Raw genomic sequence first — 17,212 nt, 5'->3', positions numbered from 1 at the left:
CAAAAAGGAGATCCATCATGGACAAATACGAATGCCCCTGCGGTTATGTCTACGACCCTGCGGAAGGTGATTACGAACACGGCGTCGAGGCAGGCACCGCCTTTACCGATCTGCCCGACGACTGGGTCTGTCCCAAGTGCGGAGCGGAAAAGGAAATCTTTTATAAGGTGTAACCGCTCCGAACCACAACCGCAGGCCCACCTCACCCCCAGAAAACCTCCTCCCTGGTTTTCCGGGGGTATTTTTTTGCCCGGGTTCCCTCTTCCCATGGCGCCTGACCGCCGACAGACGAACCAACGCTTTTTTTTACGATTTCCGCAAACGACAAAAAGCTGTACAATACGACGCATCATGAATATCAACAACGAAGACCAAGCCCGGGAGGCCATCGCCCTCTGGCAGACAGACCCGGCCAGAGCCCAGCTCAAAAACCTGCGGCTGGCGCAGGAATCCCTGGAACTCAGCCAGATGTACTATGAGCAGAAAGGCAACGAGTCAGGCATGGCCCGGGCTACCGCCTGCCTGACCATCATCACCACCCGCATCGCCGAAATTGACGCCGAATAGGCGAAGGAGCGCGCCATGCACACCATTTTCGCCACCATCGGTCTCGTCCTCGCCATTGTGGGGCTTGCCATCTCCGTGGCCTTCTGGGTCCCCAGGCTCTGCAACCGGACCCGGCTCAAAGAGATGCTCGGCTCCAGATACGCGATCGTCTATGTGGTCTATATCGCCAACGGCCCCCTGCTCCTGCTGCTTGGCGCCATCCTGCTGCTCACCTTCCGCTAGGCCGTTGAGCAAAAATAAGGCGAAGCAGCATAGTACACGTTGTTTTCGCACGGCTCCTCAACCCCATCAACCAGATAAGGAAAAATAATGACCACTGAAACACCATACGGCTGGAATGCGGCCATGGGCATGACCCTGCTGGCCAAACTGAAAAGCGACCTCAAGAGTGCCATGCTGAGCAAAAACGAAACGGTGAAGGGCGCTCTGCGCATCATCATCAGCGAGTTCCCCACCAAGATCACCACCGCCATCACCCTGGAGAGCGGCAAGAAGAGCACCCGGGCCAAGCGGGACGATGAGATCACCGACGACGACATCATCAGCCTGATCATGGGGTTGTGCAAATCGGAACGGCAGACCCTGGAATACAAAAAAGAGGCCAGCTCCGAGTATCTGGAGATCCTGGAGGCATACCTGCCCAAGATGGCCACGGAAGCGGAGATCACCGCCTGGGCCAAGGAAAACGTCGACCTTGCCCAGTTCAAGAACGCCATGCAGGCCATGGGCCCGATCATGAAGCATTTCGGCAAGAGCGCGGACGGCAATGTGGTGAAAAAGGTGCTGGCGGGTATGGCCGGCTGATTCAGGGCAAGGAGAAAACCATGAAAAAGAAACTCTGTGTTGTCGCGATGATGTCTGGCCTGATCCTTGGGGGCTGCGGCCAAAACGAAAAAAAAGCCGAGGCGCCGCCACCGGAAACGATGGTTACGGTTGAGCAGGCCGGGAAGACCACGGAACAGACCGCTTCAGCGGTCCAGGAGAAAGCGGTCGCCACCACGGCGAAGGTCCGGGAAAAAACAGCGGTTGTTGGAGAAAAAGGCAAACAGGTGGCCGCAGAGATCAAGACGGCGGCAAAGAAGGTCGCGGCAGAAAGCCTGGTCATTGCCAACCGCAATGGCAAGGTCGTTCTTTCGCACGGGAAGCACGCCAAGGCCCACGGCTGTGCCGCCTGCCACGGCGACCAGGAGCCGGGCCCGCTCGCGCTGGGCAAAGATGCGGCCCACGCCCTCTGCCTGGGCTGTCACAAGAAAAGCCAGGCCGGACCCACCGGTTGCACCCAGTGCCATCAAAAAAAGGGCAAGGCCACGGAGGGCTGCTGATACTGGCCTGGTTTCACAAACCGGGCCAGTCAGGATAACCCGCGGTTTCCTTCAGGCGAAAACCGAGACATTTTCCTGGCCCAGCAACGCCTTGAACTCCTCGTCGTCCAGGGCCTCTTTCTCCAGCAGCACTTGCGCGATCTTTTCCAGAAGGGGGCGCTGTTCGACCAGGGTCTTTTCCGCCAGCACCATGCGCGCCTCGATGATCTTGCGCACCTCCTCGTCGATGAGCAGCGCGGTCTGGTCGCTGAACTCCTTCTGCTGGAACAAGCCCTGCTGCAGGAACTGGTTTGCCTGTTGCAGATAGGTGACCTGGCCTAATTTTTCGTTCATCCCATACATGGTCACCATGCTGCGGGCGATGTCCGTGGCCCGTTGCAGATCGTTCTGGGCGCCGGTGGTGATCTCATCGAAAATGATCTTTTCCGCGGCCCTGCCCCCCAGCAGCACATCGATTTTTTCCAGCAACTCGGTCTTGGACATCAGAAACCGATCCTCGGTGGGCAACTGCATGGTGTAGCCCAGAGCGCCGATCCCGCGAGGCACGATGCTGATCTTGTGCACCTTTTCCGCGGTGTTGCGGAAAGTGGCCACCAGGGCGTGGCCGGTTTCGTGATAGGCCACGGTCTTTTTCTCCGTCTCGTTGAGCACCCGGTTTTTCTTCTCCAGCCCGGCAACGATCCGATCGATGGCCTCTTCAAACTCCGTGGCTTCCACCTGCTCCTTGCCCTTGCGCACCGCCAGCAGGGTCGCCTCGTTGACCAGATTGGCAAGATCCGCCCCGGTAAAACCCGGGGTACGGCGGGCGATGATCGCCAGATCAACCGCCGGGTCAAGGGTGATCCCCTTGGCATGCACCGCCAGAATCGCCACCCGCTCCTTGAGGTCGGGCCGGTCCACCAGGATATGCCGGTCGAAACGGCCCGGCCGCAGCAGGGCCGGGTCCAGAATCTCGGGCCGGTTGGTGGCGGCGAGGATCACCACCCCCTTGTTCACCTCAAAACCGTCCATCTCGGCGAGCAGCTGGTTCAGGGTCTGTTCCCGCTCGTCGTGGCCGCCCATCATCCCGCTGCCCCTGGCCTTGCCCAACGAGTCCAACTCGTCGATGAACACGATGCAGGGCGCCTTGGCGTTGGCCTGCTCAAAGAGATCGCGCACCCTGGCTGCGCCCAACCCCACGAACATCTCGATGAAATCCGAGCCGCTGATGGAAAAAAACGGCACCCCGGATTCCCCGGCCACCGCCTTGGCCAGCAGGGTCTTGCCCGTGCCCGGAGGGCCGACCAGCAGGATGCCCTTGGGAATCTTGGCGCCCAACCGGGTGAATTTTTCCGGGGTTTTCAGAAATTCGATCACCTCGGCCAGCTCCACCTTGGCCTCCTCCTGGCCCGCCACCGACTTAAAATCCACCCCGAGATCAGTCTGGGCGATGATCTTGGCCTTGGACTTGCCCAGGGTCATCATGCCCCCGGCCCCCGCCTGGCCCATGCGTTTCATCATGAACATCCAGATCCCGACAAAGAAGAGGGTGGGCAGAATCCAGGAGAGCAGGGTCCGGAGAAAGGTGTTCTCGTTGGCGGCGATGATGTCTACATTGTATTTTTCGAGAAACTCCACGAGGTTACGGTCATCAACCCGCGGGGTCACAAAAAGGGCCTTGGGAAACATCGGCTCCTTCTTGTCGCTCTCGACCTTTTCATATCCCTTGAGCAGGGTGGAGGAGATGACCACGGAATTGATCTTTTTTTCCGCCACATGCGCCTTGAACTGGCTGTAGGAAATATTGTTGATCTGCGGGGAAAGCCAGTTCTGGAGGAGGATGAAGATAGCCAGGGCGATGAACAGATAGCTGATTGAAAACTGGAACTTTTTTTCCATGACCACATTATCCTTTGGATTATGGCCTGCTTGGGCAGTGGAAAAGATTCTTCTTCCCTGCCCCAGGCTCACTTTCCATGGTATAAGAGATTTGATTTTTTTGCAAAGCAGCAGAGTGGAGCCCTTGAAAGAATGAATCCCGGCGATGAAATAGTCCTGATCGTTGATGAGCAGAACCACGAGGTGGCGCAGGTTTCCCGGCGGATAATGCGGGAAGGCGGCCTCATCCACCGGGCCTGCTACATCCTAATCTTTAACCGAAGCCAAGAAATCTTTGTCCAGAAGCGGACCATGAGCAAGGATATCTATCCCGGCTACCTGGATGTCGCCACCGGCGGCGTGGTTCTGGCCGGGGAATCCTACGAGCTTTCCGCCAAACGCGAGCTGGCAGAAGAGCTGGGGGTGCGCAAGGTTGCCCTCACCCGCCATTTCGATTTTTACCATGAGGCCGACAACAACCGGGTTTGGGGGAGGGTTTTTTCCTGTACCGCCGAGGGTCCGTTTGTCCTCCAGCCGGAAGAGGTGGAGGATGGGGTTTTTCTCGGGGTGGAGGCGGTGCAAGCCATGGCCACGACGGAACAATTTACCCCGGATGGCCTTCTGGTGCTGAAGAGATTCCTGGCCGAATACAACTTGCCGGGCTCGTAAAAAGGGAACGATGCCACAGGTCCGTAACATAACTTCAGAAAGTTACAAAGCGACCACTGTTGCAATCACAGCTTTTTGCGATTGCAACAAGCGCTTCCTGAAAGCTCTCCTCGATCTCCTGCTGCCCTCGTTCTGTCTTGCCTGCGAAAAGCCGCTGGGTCCCTCGCCAGAGCTGTTGTTCTGCCCGGAGTGCCTGGCAAGGCTCCATTGCATTACCAGCCCGCTCTGTCCCTGTTGCGGCAGGGTCTATCTCAAGGCGACGGGCGGCGACCATCACTGCGGGGCCTGCCTCGCCACCCCTAGGCATTTCAGTCGGGCCAGGGCGATCTTTCTTTACGAAGAGCCGGTGAAAGAGGTGATCCACCGCTTCAAGTACCAGGGAAAGACCGCCTGCTTGCCGACCTTTGCCAGGTTTGCCCGAAACCTGCCCCATTGGGCCGAATTTGCCGAAGGGGAGAGCCCAGACTGGATCGTGCCAGTGCCCTTGCACCCAACCCGCCTGCGGGAGCGCGGCTTCAACCAGGCTCTGCTCCTGGCCCGCGCCTTCTTTCCCAAAGACCGGCGGGTCACGGCCAGCCTGCTTATCCGCTCCCGGCCAACCGAGCCGCAGACCAATTTCAATGGGAGCGCCCGCCGCACCAACCTCAAAAACGCCTTTGCGGCGGTAAAGCCGCACCGGCTTGCGGGAAAAAAGATTCTCCTCATCGACGATGTGTTCACCACCGGCACCACGGTGAACGAGTGCGCCAGGGTTCTCAAAAAAGCCGGGGCGGCCGAGGTGAGAGTCCTCACCTTGGCTCGAGTAAAAGAAGACTATTAATTCTTGGCAGCAAAAAATTTCCGGATTACCCTGTAGTCATACCAACCAAAAGGAAACACGCCCATGAACCTCCATGTCCTTGCCAGCCTCGCCGCTCTTGTTGTTGCCGGTCTAACCTTTGCCTTCATGCTCAAAAAACAGCGGGAGAGCGACTGCCCGGCCTGACTCTTGATCTACGCTACCATTGGTATGGGTCTCATATCATATTATCTTTTCACCTTTTTTCTCTGATCGATCGCCTGGGGACGACATGCACATTTCCGGAACACCCTATCGCACCATCTGGCCGTCTGCTACAGACAGTGCCATAGTCAAAATTATCGACCAGCGTCATCTGCCCCACCGCTTTGTGGTTGAAGAGCTGCGCACGGTGGCGGCAGTCTGCACGGCCATCAGGGAGATGCATGTACGCGGCGCCGGGCTCATTGGCGCCACGGCCGGTTTTGGCATGCACCTGGCCGCCCTGGCCGCGCCGGAGCATGACTTTGCCGGGTTTATGCAAAAAGCGGCGGAGGATCTGGTGCAAACCAGGCCCACCGCCAGCAACCTGGCCTGGGCCGTGGAGCGGCAACTTGAAGCCATGGCAAAGGAAGACACCCTGGCGGCAAAACGGGCCAGGGCTTTTGGGGTTGCCAGCGAGATAGCCGACGAGGACGCGGAATTCTGCCGAAGGATCGGGGAGCACGGTAAGGAGATCATCGCCGAGCTCAGCCGGAAAAAAAACGGCGCCCAGGTGAATATCCTCACCCACTGCAATGCGGGCTGGCTGGCTTTTGTGGATTACGGTTCCGCCACCTCCCCCATCTACGCCGCCCATGCCGAGGGCATTAAGGTGCATGTCTGGGTGGATGAGACCCGGCCCTGGCTGCAGGGGGCCAAGCTCACCGCATGGGAACTGAAAGAGGAAGGGGTACCCCACACCCTGATCGCCGACAACACCGGTGGCCATCTCATGCAGCACGGCCTGGTGGATATGGTCATTGTCGGCACGGACCGCACCACCCGTTGCGGCGACGTGGCCAACAAGATCGGCACCTACCTCAAGGCCCTGGCCGCCCACGACAACGGGGTGCCTTTTTATGTGGCCCTGCCCTCCTCCACCTTTGACTGGACGATCTGCGACGGTCTTGCCGATATACCCATCGAACAGCGAAGCGGTCGGGAGATCACCCATATCCGCGGCTTGAACGAAGCGGCTGAAATGACCACCATCGCCATTGCCCCGCCCGATACGGCCACCTTGAACTATGGCTTTGACGTCACCCCGGCCCGGTTGATCACAGGGCTGATCAGCGAACGCGGGGTTATGAAGGCCAGCGAAGAGGATATCCTGCGGCTGTACCCGGAAAAGAGATGAAAACCTCTCTCAGTCAACTCCTTTGTGCTTTTAGCGCCGTTAATATCCCATTGGCACGCCGCCGAGCACCGGAAAAGCTGCCGAAAAGGGAGGTTGCACTGTTTGAGCGCAGCGAGTTTGCAACATCCCGGCAGCTTTGAGGAGCACAGGGAATCCCGCCCGCGGCGGGACAAGGGACACAGGGGCCCTTTCTTTGGTTCGTTTCTTTGGGCAAGCAAAGAAATGAACAGAAGGCGAGTAGAGCGAGACTACGAAACAGATGACCTCAGACCAACCCAAGGCTCTCCATAACCGTCTCATGAAAAAGAGGCCGGAACTGCTTAATCCGGCTATTCTCCCGGCTGGGATGAACCCGATTGCTCAAGAGAACCATGACCAGCTCCCGGGTCGGATCAATCCAGAAGGAGGTTCCGGTAAAGCCGAGATGGCCCACACTGGTGGGCGCCAGATATCTGCCCCCGCTGGAGCCGGTGGCAGAGGGTGTATCAAAGCCGAGCGCCCAGGTCGAACCCGGGATGCCCTGCCGTTTTAAAAATAGCCGCAGGTCGCTTGCCAGGTAGTTTGGGTGCGCCTCCCTGCCCAGCCACTGATCCAACAGATGCACCCCCATCTCCAACACCCCGGCGATGGTGCCGAACAGACCTGCATGCCCGGCGACCCCGCCAAGGGCATGGGTATTTTCATCACTCACCTCGCCGCAGAGCACCCTCTTCCGAAACGGGCAATCTTCCGTGGAGGCACATTTTTTCGTATCCTTGAGCCCGGCCCGGCAATAAAATATTTTTTCCGCGATCCCCAGCGGCTCTGCAACCTTTCCCCTGAAAAATTCGGCGAGTTCCTGGCCGCTTTTTTCTTCCACAATCAGGCCGAGCATCATGAAGCCAAGATCGCTGTATATCGAGGTGCTACCCGGTTCATAGGCCTGGGGTTCCGCAACCAACAGGCGAAGAAGTGCCTCCTTTCTTTCTTCCTCCGGCAACCGGCACAGTTCGCGATAATAAGGCCTATGGGCTGGAAACCCGGCGGAGTGACAGAGAAGATCCTTGAGGGATATCCTCTGCATCGCCGCTCCGGTCTGGGGGAAGATATCCGAAACCCGGTCGGAGAGTTGTATCCGCCCCTCTTGCAACAAAACAAGAATAGCCAGGGTTGTAGCCAGCGGTTTGGTCAGCGAGGCAAGGTCGTAGATCGTGCCTTCGGCAACCGGATTTTCTTGGCTGTATGTGGTGTGTCCGTAGGTCTGAATGAGCCGCTTTCTCTTCTCTGGAAACCCCCAGGCAACAGCCATGGCAGCCCCAGGAAAAGTCCGGCTGCGGATTGCCTCTGTAAATATATCATAACTTCTTGATATTAATATATTATTTTTAATATTTTCCATTTGGTGGGGAAATTTCCTTCTCTGTGGAAGCCGGCCTTATAAACAGGGGTGTTCAAGCGGCTCGAAAATTGCCATAATACAGTATCTTTTTATTTATTATCATTGAATTTTTTTTGATTTTACACTATCTTTTTTTAGTTATTTTTTCAAAATTTGAGCGGGTTGCTTTATTTTTAATATTTTTCAATAAAATCGATAGATTAAAGAGGTTTTTTCTCTTGATTAGACCAGCGCCTGTATATTCTTTTATCAACACCTTCTCAACCCTGTGTCCCATGAAGATGTTTACTCTGTTTTTAAAACGTGTTGATAACTTGTTTTTTTATTTTTTACCGTTTTTATCACCCCTTGTTCTTTTAAAAAAAATATAATGTATTCAACTCGTTAATTGTTTTGTAAACATATCAACAGCCCTAATAGCCATAATTTTTTAAAAACATAAAAAACAACTACTACCGATGGAGTGCCCATTATGTCCCTGATTTTTAATATCTCCCGAGATGATTTTTTGACAGGCCTTGCTTCCCTGCAAAATGTAACCGGTAAAAAGGGAAATATAGCCATTCTCTCCAATATCCTCATTGAGTCGAAAACCGACGCCCTTCTTTTGACTGCCACGGATCTGGAGATAGGTATTAGAAACAGCCTGCCTGCGGAGATACTCTCTTCCGGCTCCATCACCCTTCCAGCCAAAAAACTTTTTGAGATAGTGCGGGAATCCGGCGCGGATCAAATCCATGTCGAGATCATGGAAAACAACTGGGCAAAGATCAGCGCCGATTCCACGGATTATAAGCTGGCCGGCATGCCCAGCGAAGAATACCCTGCTTTTCCTGAATACGATGAAAACCTGCTTACCTCCCTGCCAAGCGACAGGCTGAAAGAAATCATCGATAAAACGATCTTTTCCGTTGCCCAGGAAGGTGAATCCCAATTCAACCTCACCGGGATTCTGGTGGAAAAAGACGTTGCCGACGGTAAGAACATGCTCCGCATGGTTTCCTCGGACGGGCACAGGCTTTCTCTCTGTGAAACCACGGTGGAAAGCGATTTGAGCGGCTTGAAGATGGATAAAATAATCCTGATCCCCCGCAAGGGTATGCAGGAAATTAGAAAATTCGCGGAAACATCGGCAGAAATAAAAATATCTTTTGAAGAAAAACAAGCAGTTATAAAAACAGATCATTCCATCATCGTTGTCCGTCTGATGAATGGTGATTTTCCAGATTATAAAAATATCATGAATATGATTAAAAAAGAAAAATTCATAGAATTAAGCAGGCTGCCGTTCATGAATTCCATGAAGAAGATGAATCTCTTCACGGAAGATCGTTATAACGCGGTGCAGTTTCAAATAAAGCCAGGCAAACTTATTCTTTCTTCGCAAAGCATGGATATAGGCAGCGCCAAGGATGAAATAGAAATTACCTATGATGATTCGCCTTTAAAGCTCGGATTCAATGGAAAATATTTTATTGAAACCATGCAGGTCATGTCCAGTGACACCATCAAGGCTTATATCAATTCGGAAGAAAGTCCCTGTCTGATTCAAGGCGATGATGATCCGGGTTTTTTCAGCATCATCATGCCTATGAAGATATAGAAAAATATAGTCGGAATCTTCCACTGCACTAAAATAATAGAAAATAACAGAAGAGGGCTCATACTTTGACTGAAGCAAAGAAAAATTACGGAGCGGATCAGATCAAGGTTCTTTCCGGCCTTGAAGGGGTCAGGATGCGGCCGGCCATGTACATCGGCAACACGGCGGAAGAAGGGCTGCACCACCTTATTTACGAGGTGGTGGACAACAGCATCGACGAGGCCTTGGCCGGCCATTGCACGGATATCAAAGTAATCTTTAACCGCGACGGCAGCTGCAGCGTCGAGGATAACGGCCGCGGCATTCCGGTGGAGATGCACGAAGAAGGGGTTTCCGCCCTGGAGCTGGTCATGTGCACCCTGCATGCGGGCGGCAAGTTCGACCACGACACCTACAAGGTGTCCGGGGGACTCCACGGGGTGGGCGTCTCGGTAGTCAACGCCTTGAGCAAATGGACCACGGCCGAGGTCAGAAGAAACGGCAAGATCCACCGCCAGACCTACCACCTCGGCATCCGTCAGGGCGATGTGGAGATATTCGGCGAGTCGGAAAAAACCGGCACCAAGATCACCTTCATGCCGGACCCGGAGATATTCAAGGAAACCACGGAGTTCAAGTACGACATCATCCAGGCCCGGATGCGGGAAGTGGCCTTCTTGAACAAGGAGGTCAAGATCCTCCTCCATGACGAGCGGACCGGGGCCGAGGATATTTTCCACTTCGAAGGCGGCATCGTCTCCTATATCGAATATCTCAACCGCAACCGGACCCATATCCACCCCGACCCGGTCTTTATCTACGGCGAGCGGGACAATGTCCAGGTGGAGGTGGCTTTTCAGTATTTCGACGGCTACTCCGAGCGGCTCTTTTCCTTTGTCAACAACATCAACACCAAGGAAGGCGGCACCCATGTCGCCGGTTTCCGGGGCGCCTTGACCCGCTGCATCAACCGCTACGCCAGCGACGACGTGGTGCCCAAGAACATGAAGGAAAAGATGGGCGGGGATGATGTGCGCGAGGGGTTGACCTGCGTGGTCTCCGTCCGCGTTCCCGACCCGCAGTTCGAAGGGCAGACCAAGACCAAGCTGGGCAACAGCGAGGTCAAATCCATTGTCGAAGCGGTCTGTCACGAAAAGCTTACTGTCTACCTGGAACAGAACCCCCAGGTGGCTAGAAAGATTCTCACCAAGGTGGTGGATGCGGCCCGGGCCCGCGAAGCAGCCCGGCGCGCCAAGGAACTCTCCCGCAAAAAAGGCTCCGGCCTAGACCTGCTGATGGCGGGAAAATTGGCGGAATGTCAGTCCAAAGACCCCAAGGATCGGGAGATCTTTCTGGTCGAGGGCGATTCCGCCGGCGGCTCGGCCAAACAGGGACGGGACCGCTCCGTACAGGCCATCCTCCCCCTACGCGGCAAGATCATGAACGTGGAAAAGGCCCGCTTCGACAAGATTCTCTCCAGTGAGGAAATCAAGCAGATCATCTCCGCGCTGGGCACCGGCATCGGCCGCGATGAGTTTGATCTCGATAAACTCCGGTACCACAAAATCATCATCATGACCGATGCCGACGTGGACGGGGCCCATATCCGCACCCTGCTGCTCACCTTTTTCTACCGGCAGATGCTGCCCCTGGTGGAAAACGGCAATATCTACATCGGCCAGCCGCCCCTGTTCCGCCTGGGTCGCGGCAAAAAAGAACAGTATTTTTCCGACGAGGAAGAACTCAACCAGTATCTCTTTGCCCAGGCCAGCACCAGTGTCCAGGTAACGGTGGGCGCAAGCAAGGAGAAGATGGCGGGCGAGGATCTCATCGGGTTGCTGAAAAATCTTTCCAGCTACCAGAAGATCATCGAGTACCTGACCCGCATCAATCTCTGGGAAGAGATGGTCCATTTCCTGCTGGACAACGACATCACCTCGGCGGATCAGTTTGAAGACCAGAATATGGTGGAGCACCTCAGGGAAGAGTTGCACAATATGGATCTGATCCTCGGTGCTGTACGCCCTTGCCGTTGGCGTCCGAGTTGCTGGGAGTTTGATGCGGCCATCAAGGACAAGGCCCACATGATGATCATCGTTGGCCCGCAGATCCCGTTGATCGGCGAGTACCGTTCCGCCATCCGGCAGTACGGGCAGATAAAGAAGTATCTCACCTCCCCGTTCACCGTGGAGACTGCCAACAAGGAGATCGTGGTGCCCAACTGGCTTGAACTGCTCACCGTGGTCCGGCAGGAGTCTTTCCGGGGCAGCAATCTCCAGCGCTACAAGGGTCTTGGTGAAATGAACCCAGAGCAGCTCTGGGATACCACAATGAACCCGGATAAACGGACCCTGCTGCGGGTGAGTATCGATGATGCGGCCTTGGCCGACGATATGTTCACCTGCCTAATGGGCGATAAGGTGGAGCCGAGGCGCGAGTTCATTCAGAATCACGCCCTTGAGGTCGCGGACCTCGATATTTAGGGCTGTTTTTGTAGCTGAGACACGTTCAAGATTTATCCATCCACTGAACAAGGATTTTTGATATGGCGGAAGAAACGACCCACGAATTGCCGATTGCCTCTATTTCCATCGAAAAGGAACTCAAGAAATCCTACCTAGATTACGCCATGAGCGTCATCATTGGCCGGGCCTTGCCGGATGTGCGGGATGGCTTGAAACCCGTGCATCGCCGGGCCCTTTTTGCCATGCGGGAGCTGAGCAACTTTCACAACCGGCCCCATCTCAAATCGGCCCGTATTGTCGGTGATGTTATCGGTAAGTACCATCCCCATGGCGATACCGCGGCCTACGACACCATCGTCCGTATGGCCCAGGATTTTTCCATGCGTTATCCCTTGGTGGACGGCCAGGGCAACTTCGGTTCGGTGGACGGCGACTCTCCGGCGGCCATGCGGTATACCGAAGCGCGGATGACCAAGATCGACCAGGAGATCATCGCCGATCTGGAAAAGGAAACCGTTGATTTTGTTCCCACTTACGACAACTCCCATATGGAGCCGGTGGTTTTCCCCTCCAAGATCCCGAATTTATTGATCAACGGCTCGTCCGGTATCGCCGTGGGCATGGCCACCAATATCCCGCCCCATAACCTGGTGGAGGTGATGAACGGCCTCATCGCCATGATCGACGACCCGAACATCACGGTCAACCAGCTCATGGACCACATCACCGGTCCTGATCTCCCCACCGGCGCCTATATCTGCGGCCGGGCCGGCATCCGGGAGGCCTATGAAACAGGGCGCGGCTCCATCCTCATGCGCTCCAAGACCGATGTGGAGAAGAGCAAGAACGGTCGCGAATCCATCATCATCACCGAGATCCCCTACCAGCAGAACAAGGCGTTCCTCATCGAAAAGATCGCCCTGTTGGTCAAGGAAAAGCGGATAGAGACCATCTCCGAGGTGCGCGACGAATCCGACCGCCACGGGATGCGTATCGTTCTTGAGCTGAAAAAGGACGCCATTGCCGAGGTGGTGATCAACCAGCTGTACAAGCTGACCCCGCTCCAGCGGAGCATGGGCATCATCCTGCTCTCCATTGTCAACAACCGGCCCGAGATTTTGAACCTGCGGCAGATTTTGGAATATTTCCTCCTGCACCGGAAGACCATCGTCTACCGCCGTACCGCCTACGACCTCAAAAAGGCCGAGGAAAAGGCCCATATCCTTGAAGGGCTCAAGATCGCCATCACCAACCTCGACGAGGTGGTGGAGCTGATTAAGAAATCCGCCAACCCCCAGGAAGCGAAGATCGGCCTCATCGCCCGTTTCTCCCTTTCCGAGATCCAGGCCCAGTCCATTTTGGAGATGCGGCTGCACCGGCTCACCGGCTTGGAGCGGGAAAAGATCGTCAGCGAATACGAAGAGTTGATGCGGCAGATCACCTGGTTCAAGCAGGTGCTGGCCGACCAGCATCTGGTGATGAAGATCATCCGCGACGAGTTCACTGAGATCATCGAGCAGTACGGCGACGAGCGGCGCACCGAGATCATCGAGGCCCCGGACGAGATCCTCCCTGAAGACATGATCATGCAGGAAGAAATGGTGGTAACGGTCACCCACGAGGGCTACATCAAGCGCAACCCGGTTGACCTCTACCGCTCCCAACGGCGCGGCGGCAAGGGGGTCAAGGGCGCCAACACCATAGAGGATGATTTCGTCTCCAACATGTACACGGCCTCCACCCACGCCACCTTCCTCTTCTTCACCAACCACGGTAAGGTCTTCTGGCGTAAGGTCTACGAGATCCCGCAGGCGGGCCGCATTGCCCGGGGCAAGGCCATTGTCAATCTCCTGGAGCTCACCGAGGGCGAAAAGGTTGCCGCCATCCTGCCGGTTTCCACCTTCGATATCCCCGAGGGCCAGGAATGCCATATTATGATGATCACCAAGAAGGGCGTGGTCAAGAAAACCGTGCTCTCCGAGTTCCGCCGCCCCATCCGGCGCGGCAAGATCGCCCTCACCATCCGCGAGGATGACGAGATTTTGGGTGCGGTCCTGACCAACGGCGCCAACGATATTATGGTCGTCACCCGCAAAGGCATGTCGATCCGCTTCAACGAGCAAAACGTCCGCAGCATGGGCCGCACGGCAACCGGAGTCAAGGGCATCAACCTGGCCGAGGGCGACGAGGTGGTCTCGGTGGATGTGGTGCACGAGGGCTCCTCGGTGGTGGTGGTCACGGAAAACGGCTACGGCAAGCGGAGTGAGGTGGATGAGTACCGCCTGATCAAGCGCGGCGGCAAGGGGGTTTTCGCCATCAAGGCCAGCGAGCGCAACGGCCTGGTGGTCGGGGCCCTGCAGGTGACGGATGAAGACGAGCTGATGATGATCACCAACGGAGGTAAGATCATCCGCATCTCCATGCGCGATCTGCGGGTCATCGGCCGTAATACCCAGGGCGTGCGCCTCTTCAAGTTGGATGAGGGTGAAAAGGTTATGGCGGTTGATCGCATGGCCGAGATCATTTCCGATGATGAAGAAGGTGAGGACGAGGAAGGTGGGGCTGAGGAATAAAATCGGTCTAACGCCACCTATGGTTCTGGCTCTCATGATGTTCGGTGTGAGAGCCAGAGCTGTGGAGTGCCAAACAGCTACAGAGAAAAATGGATGCATTTGTGAGCTTAGACTTAATACACCACTACACTAGTATAAATACACTAGCACTCATTCTAAAGAATCGTACAGTACGGTTTAACCGACTTGACCGCGTTGACGATGTGAGCGAGGCGAAAGTGTTCGGTGAATTCGATCTTACTAAAAATTTGTTCGTAAGTTGTTGGACTGACAGTGATGAGGAAAGCATTCCTCAGTGGCACATATACACGGACAAGATGACCGGCGTTCGAATTTCACTACCAAAAGGTTTTTTCAACTACCGTCCACTTAAACCAGATCCTAAATTGGGGGCGATAATTGAGGGCGAGGTGAATTCACCAATACCGTGGGAGAAAATGTTTACAGATGAATATTTTATCCTTCCAAATGTTATAAATAAAGAACAGTTCGAAAGAAAGGTCAAATATGTAGATGATATTCATGGGATATTTCGTGATGCTGTAAGCATGCAAGTTGGTGCAGATGGGAAAGGCAATTTGTCAATAAACAGCGTGGGTGATTTTGCTGGCGTTAAACATAAAATCTGGCAATTCCAAGAAGAGTTTAGATATGTCTTATTTATCCTTCCTTCTATTCCTATCCCAGAGAAAGGGTTCTCAGACAAAGAGTTTATGTCTAGGTTCCCAAGTCACATTATTCAATGTATTCGTGATGGTGTGAGCCCACCAATAGAGTGGTTCGATATCGAAGTCGATAACGTCTTTGATGATATAGAGATCACACTGGGTCCGATGTGCAGCGAAGGGGATCGAATTATAGTGGAAGCTTTGCTTGCCAAATACACAAAGAATGGAAGATTAGTTGATAGCAAGCTGCGGGGCACCATTCGAAATGCATATAAGGGCTAACAATACCCTTTGGTCGAACGATAAATCGACGTTTCGCATCGCTCACTCTGCTTTATCGTCATCTGATATGGAACTGAACGCAAGCCCGCTACAATTGGCACTACCGACGACTGACTGACACGGCAAATACTCCCCAGGATAACTACTCAATGACCCATCCTGAAAATATCGCGGTAATTGGTGCCGGAAGCTGGGGAACCGCCTTGGCCAAACTCCTTGGCGGCAAGGGGTTTGCTGTTGATCTCTGGGCCCACCGACCGGACCATGTAGCCGCCCTCTTTCGGGATCGGGAAAACACCACCTACCTTCCCGGCTTTCCTTTGCCCACTACGGTGCGCCCCACCGCTGATCTGGCCCAAGCTGTTTCCGGCAAGTCGGTGGTGGTCATGGTGGTTCCTTCCCATGTCTACCGGGAGGTGTTCACCCTCCTTGCTCCTCATCTGGCTCCCAACGCCGCGATTATCTCCGCCACCAAGGGCGTTGAAAACGAGACCCTGCTCACCATGAATCAAGTGATGACAGAGGTGCTGGCCTCCCTGCGTCCCGATTTCAAGGGACAGCTCGGAGTGCTGGCCGGGCCGAGCTTTGCCAAGGAGGTGGCCGCAGGCATCCCCACCGCAGTGACCGTCGCGGCCCCCACCATCGAGGGGGCCAGGTTTTTTCAGGATATCTTTCACACCGAACGGTTCCGGGTCTACGCAGGCACCGATGTGATCGGCATGGAGCTGGGCGGGGCGCTCAAGAACATCGTCGCCATTGCCGCTGGCATCTGCGACGGCCTGGGCTACGGCACCAACACCCGCGCCGCCTTGATCACCCGAGGGCTGGCCGAGATCACCCGTCTTGGGGTGGCCATGGGCGCCAAGCCCCTCACCTTTTCCGGCTTGGCGGGCATGGGCGATCTGGTCCTGACCTGCACCGGGGATCTGAGCCGGAACCGGCAGGTTGGCCTCAAGCTTGGCCAGGGCAAGACATTGCAGCAAATCCTTGCCGAGATGGAGATGGTTGCCGAGGGGGTGAAAACCACCCGTTCTGCCATGGCCCTGGCCAGAAAGATCGGGGTGGAAATGCCCATTTTGGAGCAGGTCTATGCTATGATTTATGAGGATAAGCCGTGCGCTGAGGCGGTTCAGTCCCTACTTGGCCGTGATTCGAAAGAGGAAATGGAAGAGGTTTAAGCTGTCTGTCTCTGGATTTTTTAGCTATGAAAGCAGCAAGTCAGCACTATCCAATGAGAAAATTGCCCAAGGCAAACAAGTACCCTCTCCCCTTGCGGGAGAGGGATAGGGTGAGGGGGAAGGTGTTGAGTGCGACGCTGTTGGCCAGTTCACCCACCCCCCAGCCCCCTCCCGTCGAGGGAGGGGGGGGGTTATGATAGCTGCCGCCAAGAATGAGTGCCACCCGAGCGGATCGTATGTGGCTATTTTTTTTTCCATCCACTATGTGCTTAAGGCGGAACAGTTGTTGAAAGCCGGCGGCATCGCCTTGGATGTGGTGCCGGTGCCCCGTGAGATCAGTGGGGATTGCGGCATGGCTATAACCTTTGCCCAGGCCCAGTTTTCCGAGGTGCAAGGTATTCTGGCCGCAGCCGATATCGATATTGCCCGGATTTTTTGTAAGGAAGCGGAAGGGGTTTATCGCGAGATACCTTGGAAGACGGATTCGTAGCAAC

The 17,212-nt window shown here is 55.1% G+C and carries 16 protein-coding genes; 14 read left to right on the top strand and 2 right to left on the bottom strand.

Annotated elements, in window-relative coordinates:
* The first annotated feature begins 17 nt into the window (after positions 1-17).
* The 5 genes from ACZ46D_RS11420 to ACZ46D_RS11400 all read left to right on the top strand — a co-directional run bounded on the left by ACZ46D_RS11420 (position 18) and on the right by ACZ46D_RS11400 (position 1,889).
* Entirely contained in the window at positions 18-173 is a 156-nt protein-coding gene (locus ACZ46D_RS11420) for a rubredoxin (RefSeq protein ID WP_464927562.1), read from the top strand.
* A 178-nt stretch (positions 174-351) separates the two neighbouring features.
* The gene (locus ACZ46D_RS11415; protein WP_464927561.1) at positions 352-567 is read left to right on the top strand and encodes a hypothetical protein; all 216 of its coding nucleotides are present in this window, start codon (positions 352-354) and stop codon (positions 565-567) included.
* 15 nt (positions 568-582) lie between these two features.
* On the top strand, positions 583-789 hold the full coding sequence (locus ACZ46D_RS11410) for a hypothetical protein (protein ID WP_464927560.1): 207 nt from the start codon (positions 583-585) through the stop codon (positions 787-789).
* A gap of 87 nt (positions 790-876) precedes the next feature.
* Positions 877-1,371: a GatB/YqeY domain-containing protein gene (locus ACZ46D_RS11405; protein WP_464927559.1), complete on the top strand. Its 495-nt coding sequence runs from the start codon at positions 877-879 to the stop codon at positions 1,369-1,371.
* A gap of 20 nt (positions 1,372-1,391) precedes the next feature.
* Positions 1,392-1,889, top strand: a complete 498-nt coding sequence (locus ACZ46D_RS11400) for a cytochrome c3 family protein (RefSeq protein WP_464927558.1) — start codon at positions 1,392-1,394, stop codon at positions 1,887-1,889.
* A 51-nt stretch (positions 1,890-1,940) separates the two neighbouring features.
* Here the strand turns inward: ACZ46D_RS11400 and ftsH are convergent, their stop codons facing one another.
* Positions 1,941-3,767, bottom strand: coding sequence for an ATP-dependent zinc metalloprotease FtsH (gene ftsH, locus ACZ46D_RS11395; protein WP_464927557.1), 1,827 nt, complete (start codon positions 3,765-3,767; stop codon positions 1,941-1,943).
* Between the two features lie 132 nt (positions 3,768-3,899).
* Between ftsH and yfcD the strand changes: the two genes are divergently transcribed.
* The 3 genes from yfcD to mtnA all read left to right on the top strand — a co-directional run bounded on the left by yfcD (position 3,900) and on the right by mtnA (position 6,592).
* Positions 3,900-4,415, top strand: a complete 516-nt coding sequence (yfcD, locus tag ACZ46D_RS11390; RefSeq protein WP_464927556.1) for an NUDIX hydrolase YfcD — start codon at positions 3,900-3,902, stop codon at positions 4,413-4,415.
* 10 nt (positions 4,416-4,425) lie between these two features.
* Positions 4,426-5,235 (top strand): phosphoribosyltransferase family protein, encoded by an 810-nt coding sequence (locus ACZ46D_RS11385; protein WP_464927555.1) that lies wholly within the window; start codon positions 4,426-4,428, stop codon positions 5,233-5,235.
* 250 nt (positions 5,236-5,485) lie between these two features.
* Positions 5,486-6,592 carry an S-methyl-5-thioribose-1-phosphate isomerase gene (gene mtnA / locus ACZ46D_RS11380; RefSeq protein WP_464927554.1) on the top strand — a complete coding sequence of 369 codons (1,107 nt, stop codon included), beginning with the start codon at positions 5,486-5,488 and terminating at the stop codon, positions 6,590-6,592.
* 265 nt (positions 6,593-6,857) lie between these two features.
* Here mtnA and ACZ46D_RS11375 read toward each other — a convergent pair whose 3' ends face one another.
* On the bottom strand, positions 6,858-7,970 hold the full coding sequence (locus ACZ46D_RS11375) for a serine hydrolase domain-containing protein (RefSeq protein ID WP_464927553.1): 1,113 nt from the start codon (positions 7,968-7,970) through the stop codon (positions 6,858-6,860).
* A gap of 472 nt (positions 7,971-8,442) precedes the next feature.
* Here ACZ46D_RS11375 and dnaN point away from each other — a divergent pair, with 472 nt between their 5' ends.
* The 6 genes from dnaN (at position 8,443) to ACZ46D_RS11345 (ending at position 17,208) form a co-directional block, all read left to right on the top strand.
* Positions 8,443-9,573 carry a DNA polymerase III subunit beta gene (gene dnaN / locus ACZ46D_RS11370; protein WP_464927552.1) on the top strand — a complete coding sequence of 377 codons (1,131 nt, stop codon included), beginning with the start codon at positions 8,443-8,445 and terminating at the stop codon, positions 9,571-9,573.
* Positions 9,574-9,638: 65 nt separating this feature from the next.
* Positions 9,639-12,035 (top strand): DNA topoisomerase (ATP-hydrolyzing) subunit B, encoded by a 2,397-nt coding sequence (gyrB, locus tag ACZ46D_RS11365; protein WP_464927551.1) that lies wholly within the window; start codon positions 9,639-9,641, stop codon positions 12,033-12,035.
* 62 nt (positions 12,036-12,097) lie between these two features.
* A complete protein-coding gene (gene gyrA / locus ACZ46D_RS11360) occupies positions 12,098-14,590 on the top strand; it encodes a DNA gyrase subunit A (RefSeq protein WP_464927550.1) in 2,493 nt (830 codons plus the stop codon).
* Positions 14,591-14,679: 89 nt separating this feature from the next.
* Positions 14,680-15,540 carry a DUF2971 domain-containing protein gene (locus tag ACZ46D_RS11355; protein WP_464927549.1) on the top strand — a complete coding sequence of 287 codons (861 nt, stop codon included), beginning with the start codon at positions 14,680-14,682 and terminating at the stop codon, positions 15,538-15,540.
* A 149-nt stretch (positions 15,541-15,689) separates the two neighbouring features.
* Positions 15,690-16,718 (top strand): NAD(P)H-dependent glycerol-3-phosphate dehydrogenase, encoded by a 1,029-nt coding sequence (locus ACZ46D_RS11350; RefSeq protein ID WP_464927548.1) that lies wholly within the window; start codon positions 15,690-15,692, stop codon positions 16,716-16,718.
* 193 nt (positions 16,719-16,911) lie between these two features.
* On the top strand, positions 16,912-17,208 hold the full coding sequence (locus tag ACZ46D_RS11345; protein ID WP_464927547.1) for a putative Se/S carrier protein: 297 nt from the start codon (positions 16,912-16,914) through the stop codon (positions 17,206-17,208).
* Positions 17,209-17,212: the final 4 nt, after the last annotated feature.

This window comes from Thiovibrio sp. Mzg5, from assembly GCF_055379285.1.
This window is presented reverse-complemented; position numbering and strand designations above follow the sequence as displayed.

Excerpts from the sequence above, each read along its gene's own strand:
- ftsH (WP_464927557.1), bottom strand. The coding sequence starts at position 3,767 with ATGGAAAAAAAGTTCCAGTTTTCAATCAGCTATCTGTTCATCGCCCTG.
- yfcD (WP_464927556.1), top strand. The coding sequence starts at position 3,900 with ATGAATCCCGGCGATGAAATAGTCCTGATCGTTGATGAGCAGAACCAC.
- ACZ46D_RS11405 (WP_464927559.1), top strand. The coding sequence starts at position 877 with ATGACCACTGAAACACCATACGGCTGGAATGCGGCCATGGGCATGACC.
- ACZ46D_RS11345 (WP_464927547.1), top strand. The coding sequence starts at position 16,912 with ATGATAGCTGCCGCCAAGAATGAGTGCCACCCGAGCGGATCGTATGTG.
- ACZ46D_RS11410 (WP_464927560.1), top strand. The coding sequence starts at position 583 with ATGCACACCATTTTCGCCACCATCGGTCTCGTCCTCGCCATTGTGGGG.
- ACZ46D_RS11400 (WP_464927558.1), top strand. The coding sequence starts at position 1,392 with ATGAAAAAGAAACTCTGTGTTGTCGCGATGATGTCTGGCCTGATCCTT.
- ACZ46D_RS11385 (WP_464927555.1), top strand. The coding sequence starts at position 4,426 with ATGCCACAGGTCCGTAACATAACTTCAGAAAGTTACAAAGCGACCACT.
- ACZ46D_RS11355 (WP_464927549.1), top strand. The coding sequence starts at position 14,680 with ATGGATGCATTTGTGAGCTTAGACTTAATACACCACTACACTAGTATA.
- ACZ46D_RS11350 (WP_464927548.1), top strand. The coding sequence starts at position 15,690 with ATGACCCATCCTGAAAATATCGCGGTAATTGGTGCCGGAAGCTGGGGA.
- ACZ46D_RS11375 (WP_464927553.1), bottom strand. The coding sequence starts at position 7,970 with ATGGAAAATATTAAAAATAATATATTAATATCAAGAAGTTATGATATA.
- mtnA (WP_464927554.1), top strand. The coding sequence starts at position 5,486 with ATGCACATTTCCGGAACACCCTATCGCACCATCTGGCCGTCTGCTACA.
- dnaN (WP_464927552.1), top strand. The coding sequence starts at position 8,443 with ATGTCCCTGATTTTTAATATCTCCCGAGATGATTTTTTGACAGGCCTT.
- ACZ46D_RS11420 (WP_464927562.1), top strand. The coding sequence starts at position 18 with ATGGACAAATACGAATGCCCCTGCGGTTATGTCTACGACCCTGCGGAA.
- ACZ46D_RS11415 (WP_464927561.1), top strand. The coding sequence starts at position 352 with ATGAATATCAACAACGAAGACCAAGCCCGGGAGGCCATCGCCCTCTGG.
- gyrA (WP_464927550.1), top strand. The coding sequence starts at position 12,098 with ATGGCGGAAGAAACGACCCACGAATTGCCGATTGCCTCTATTTCCATC.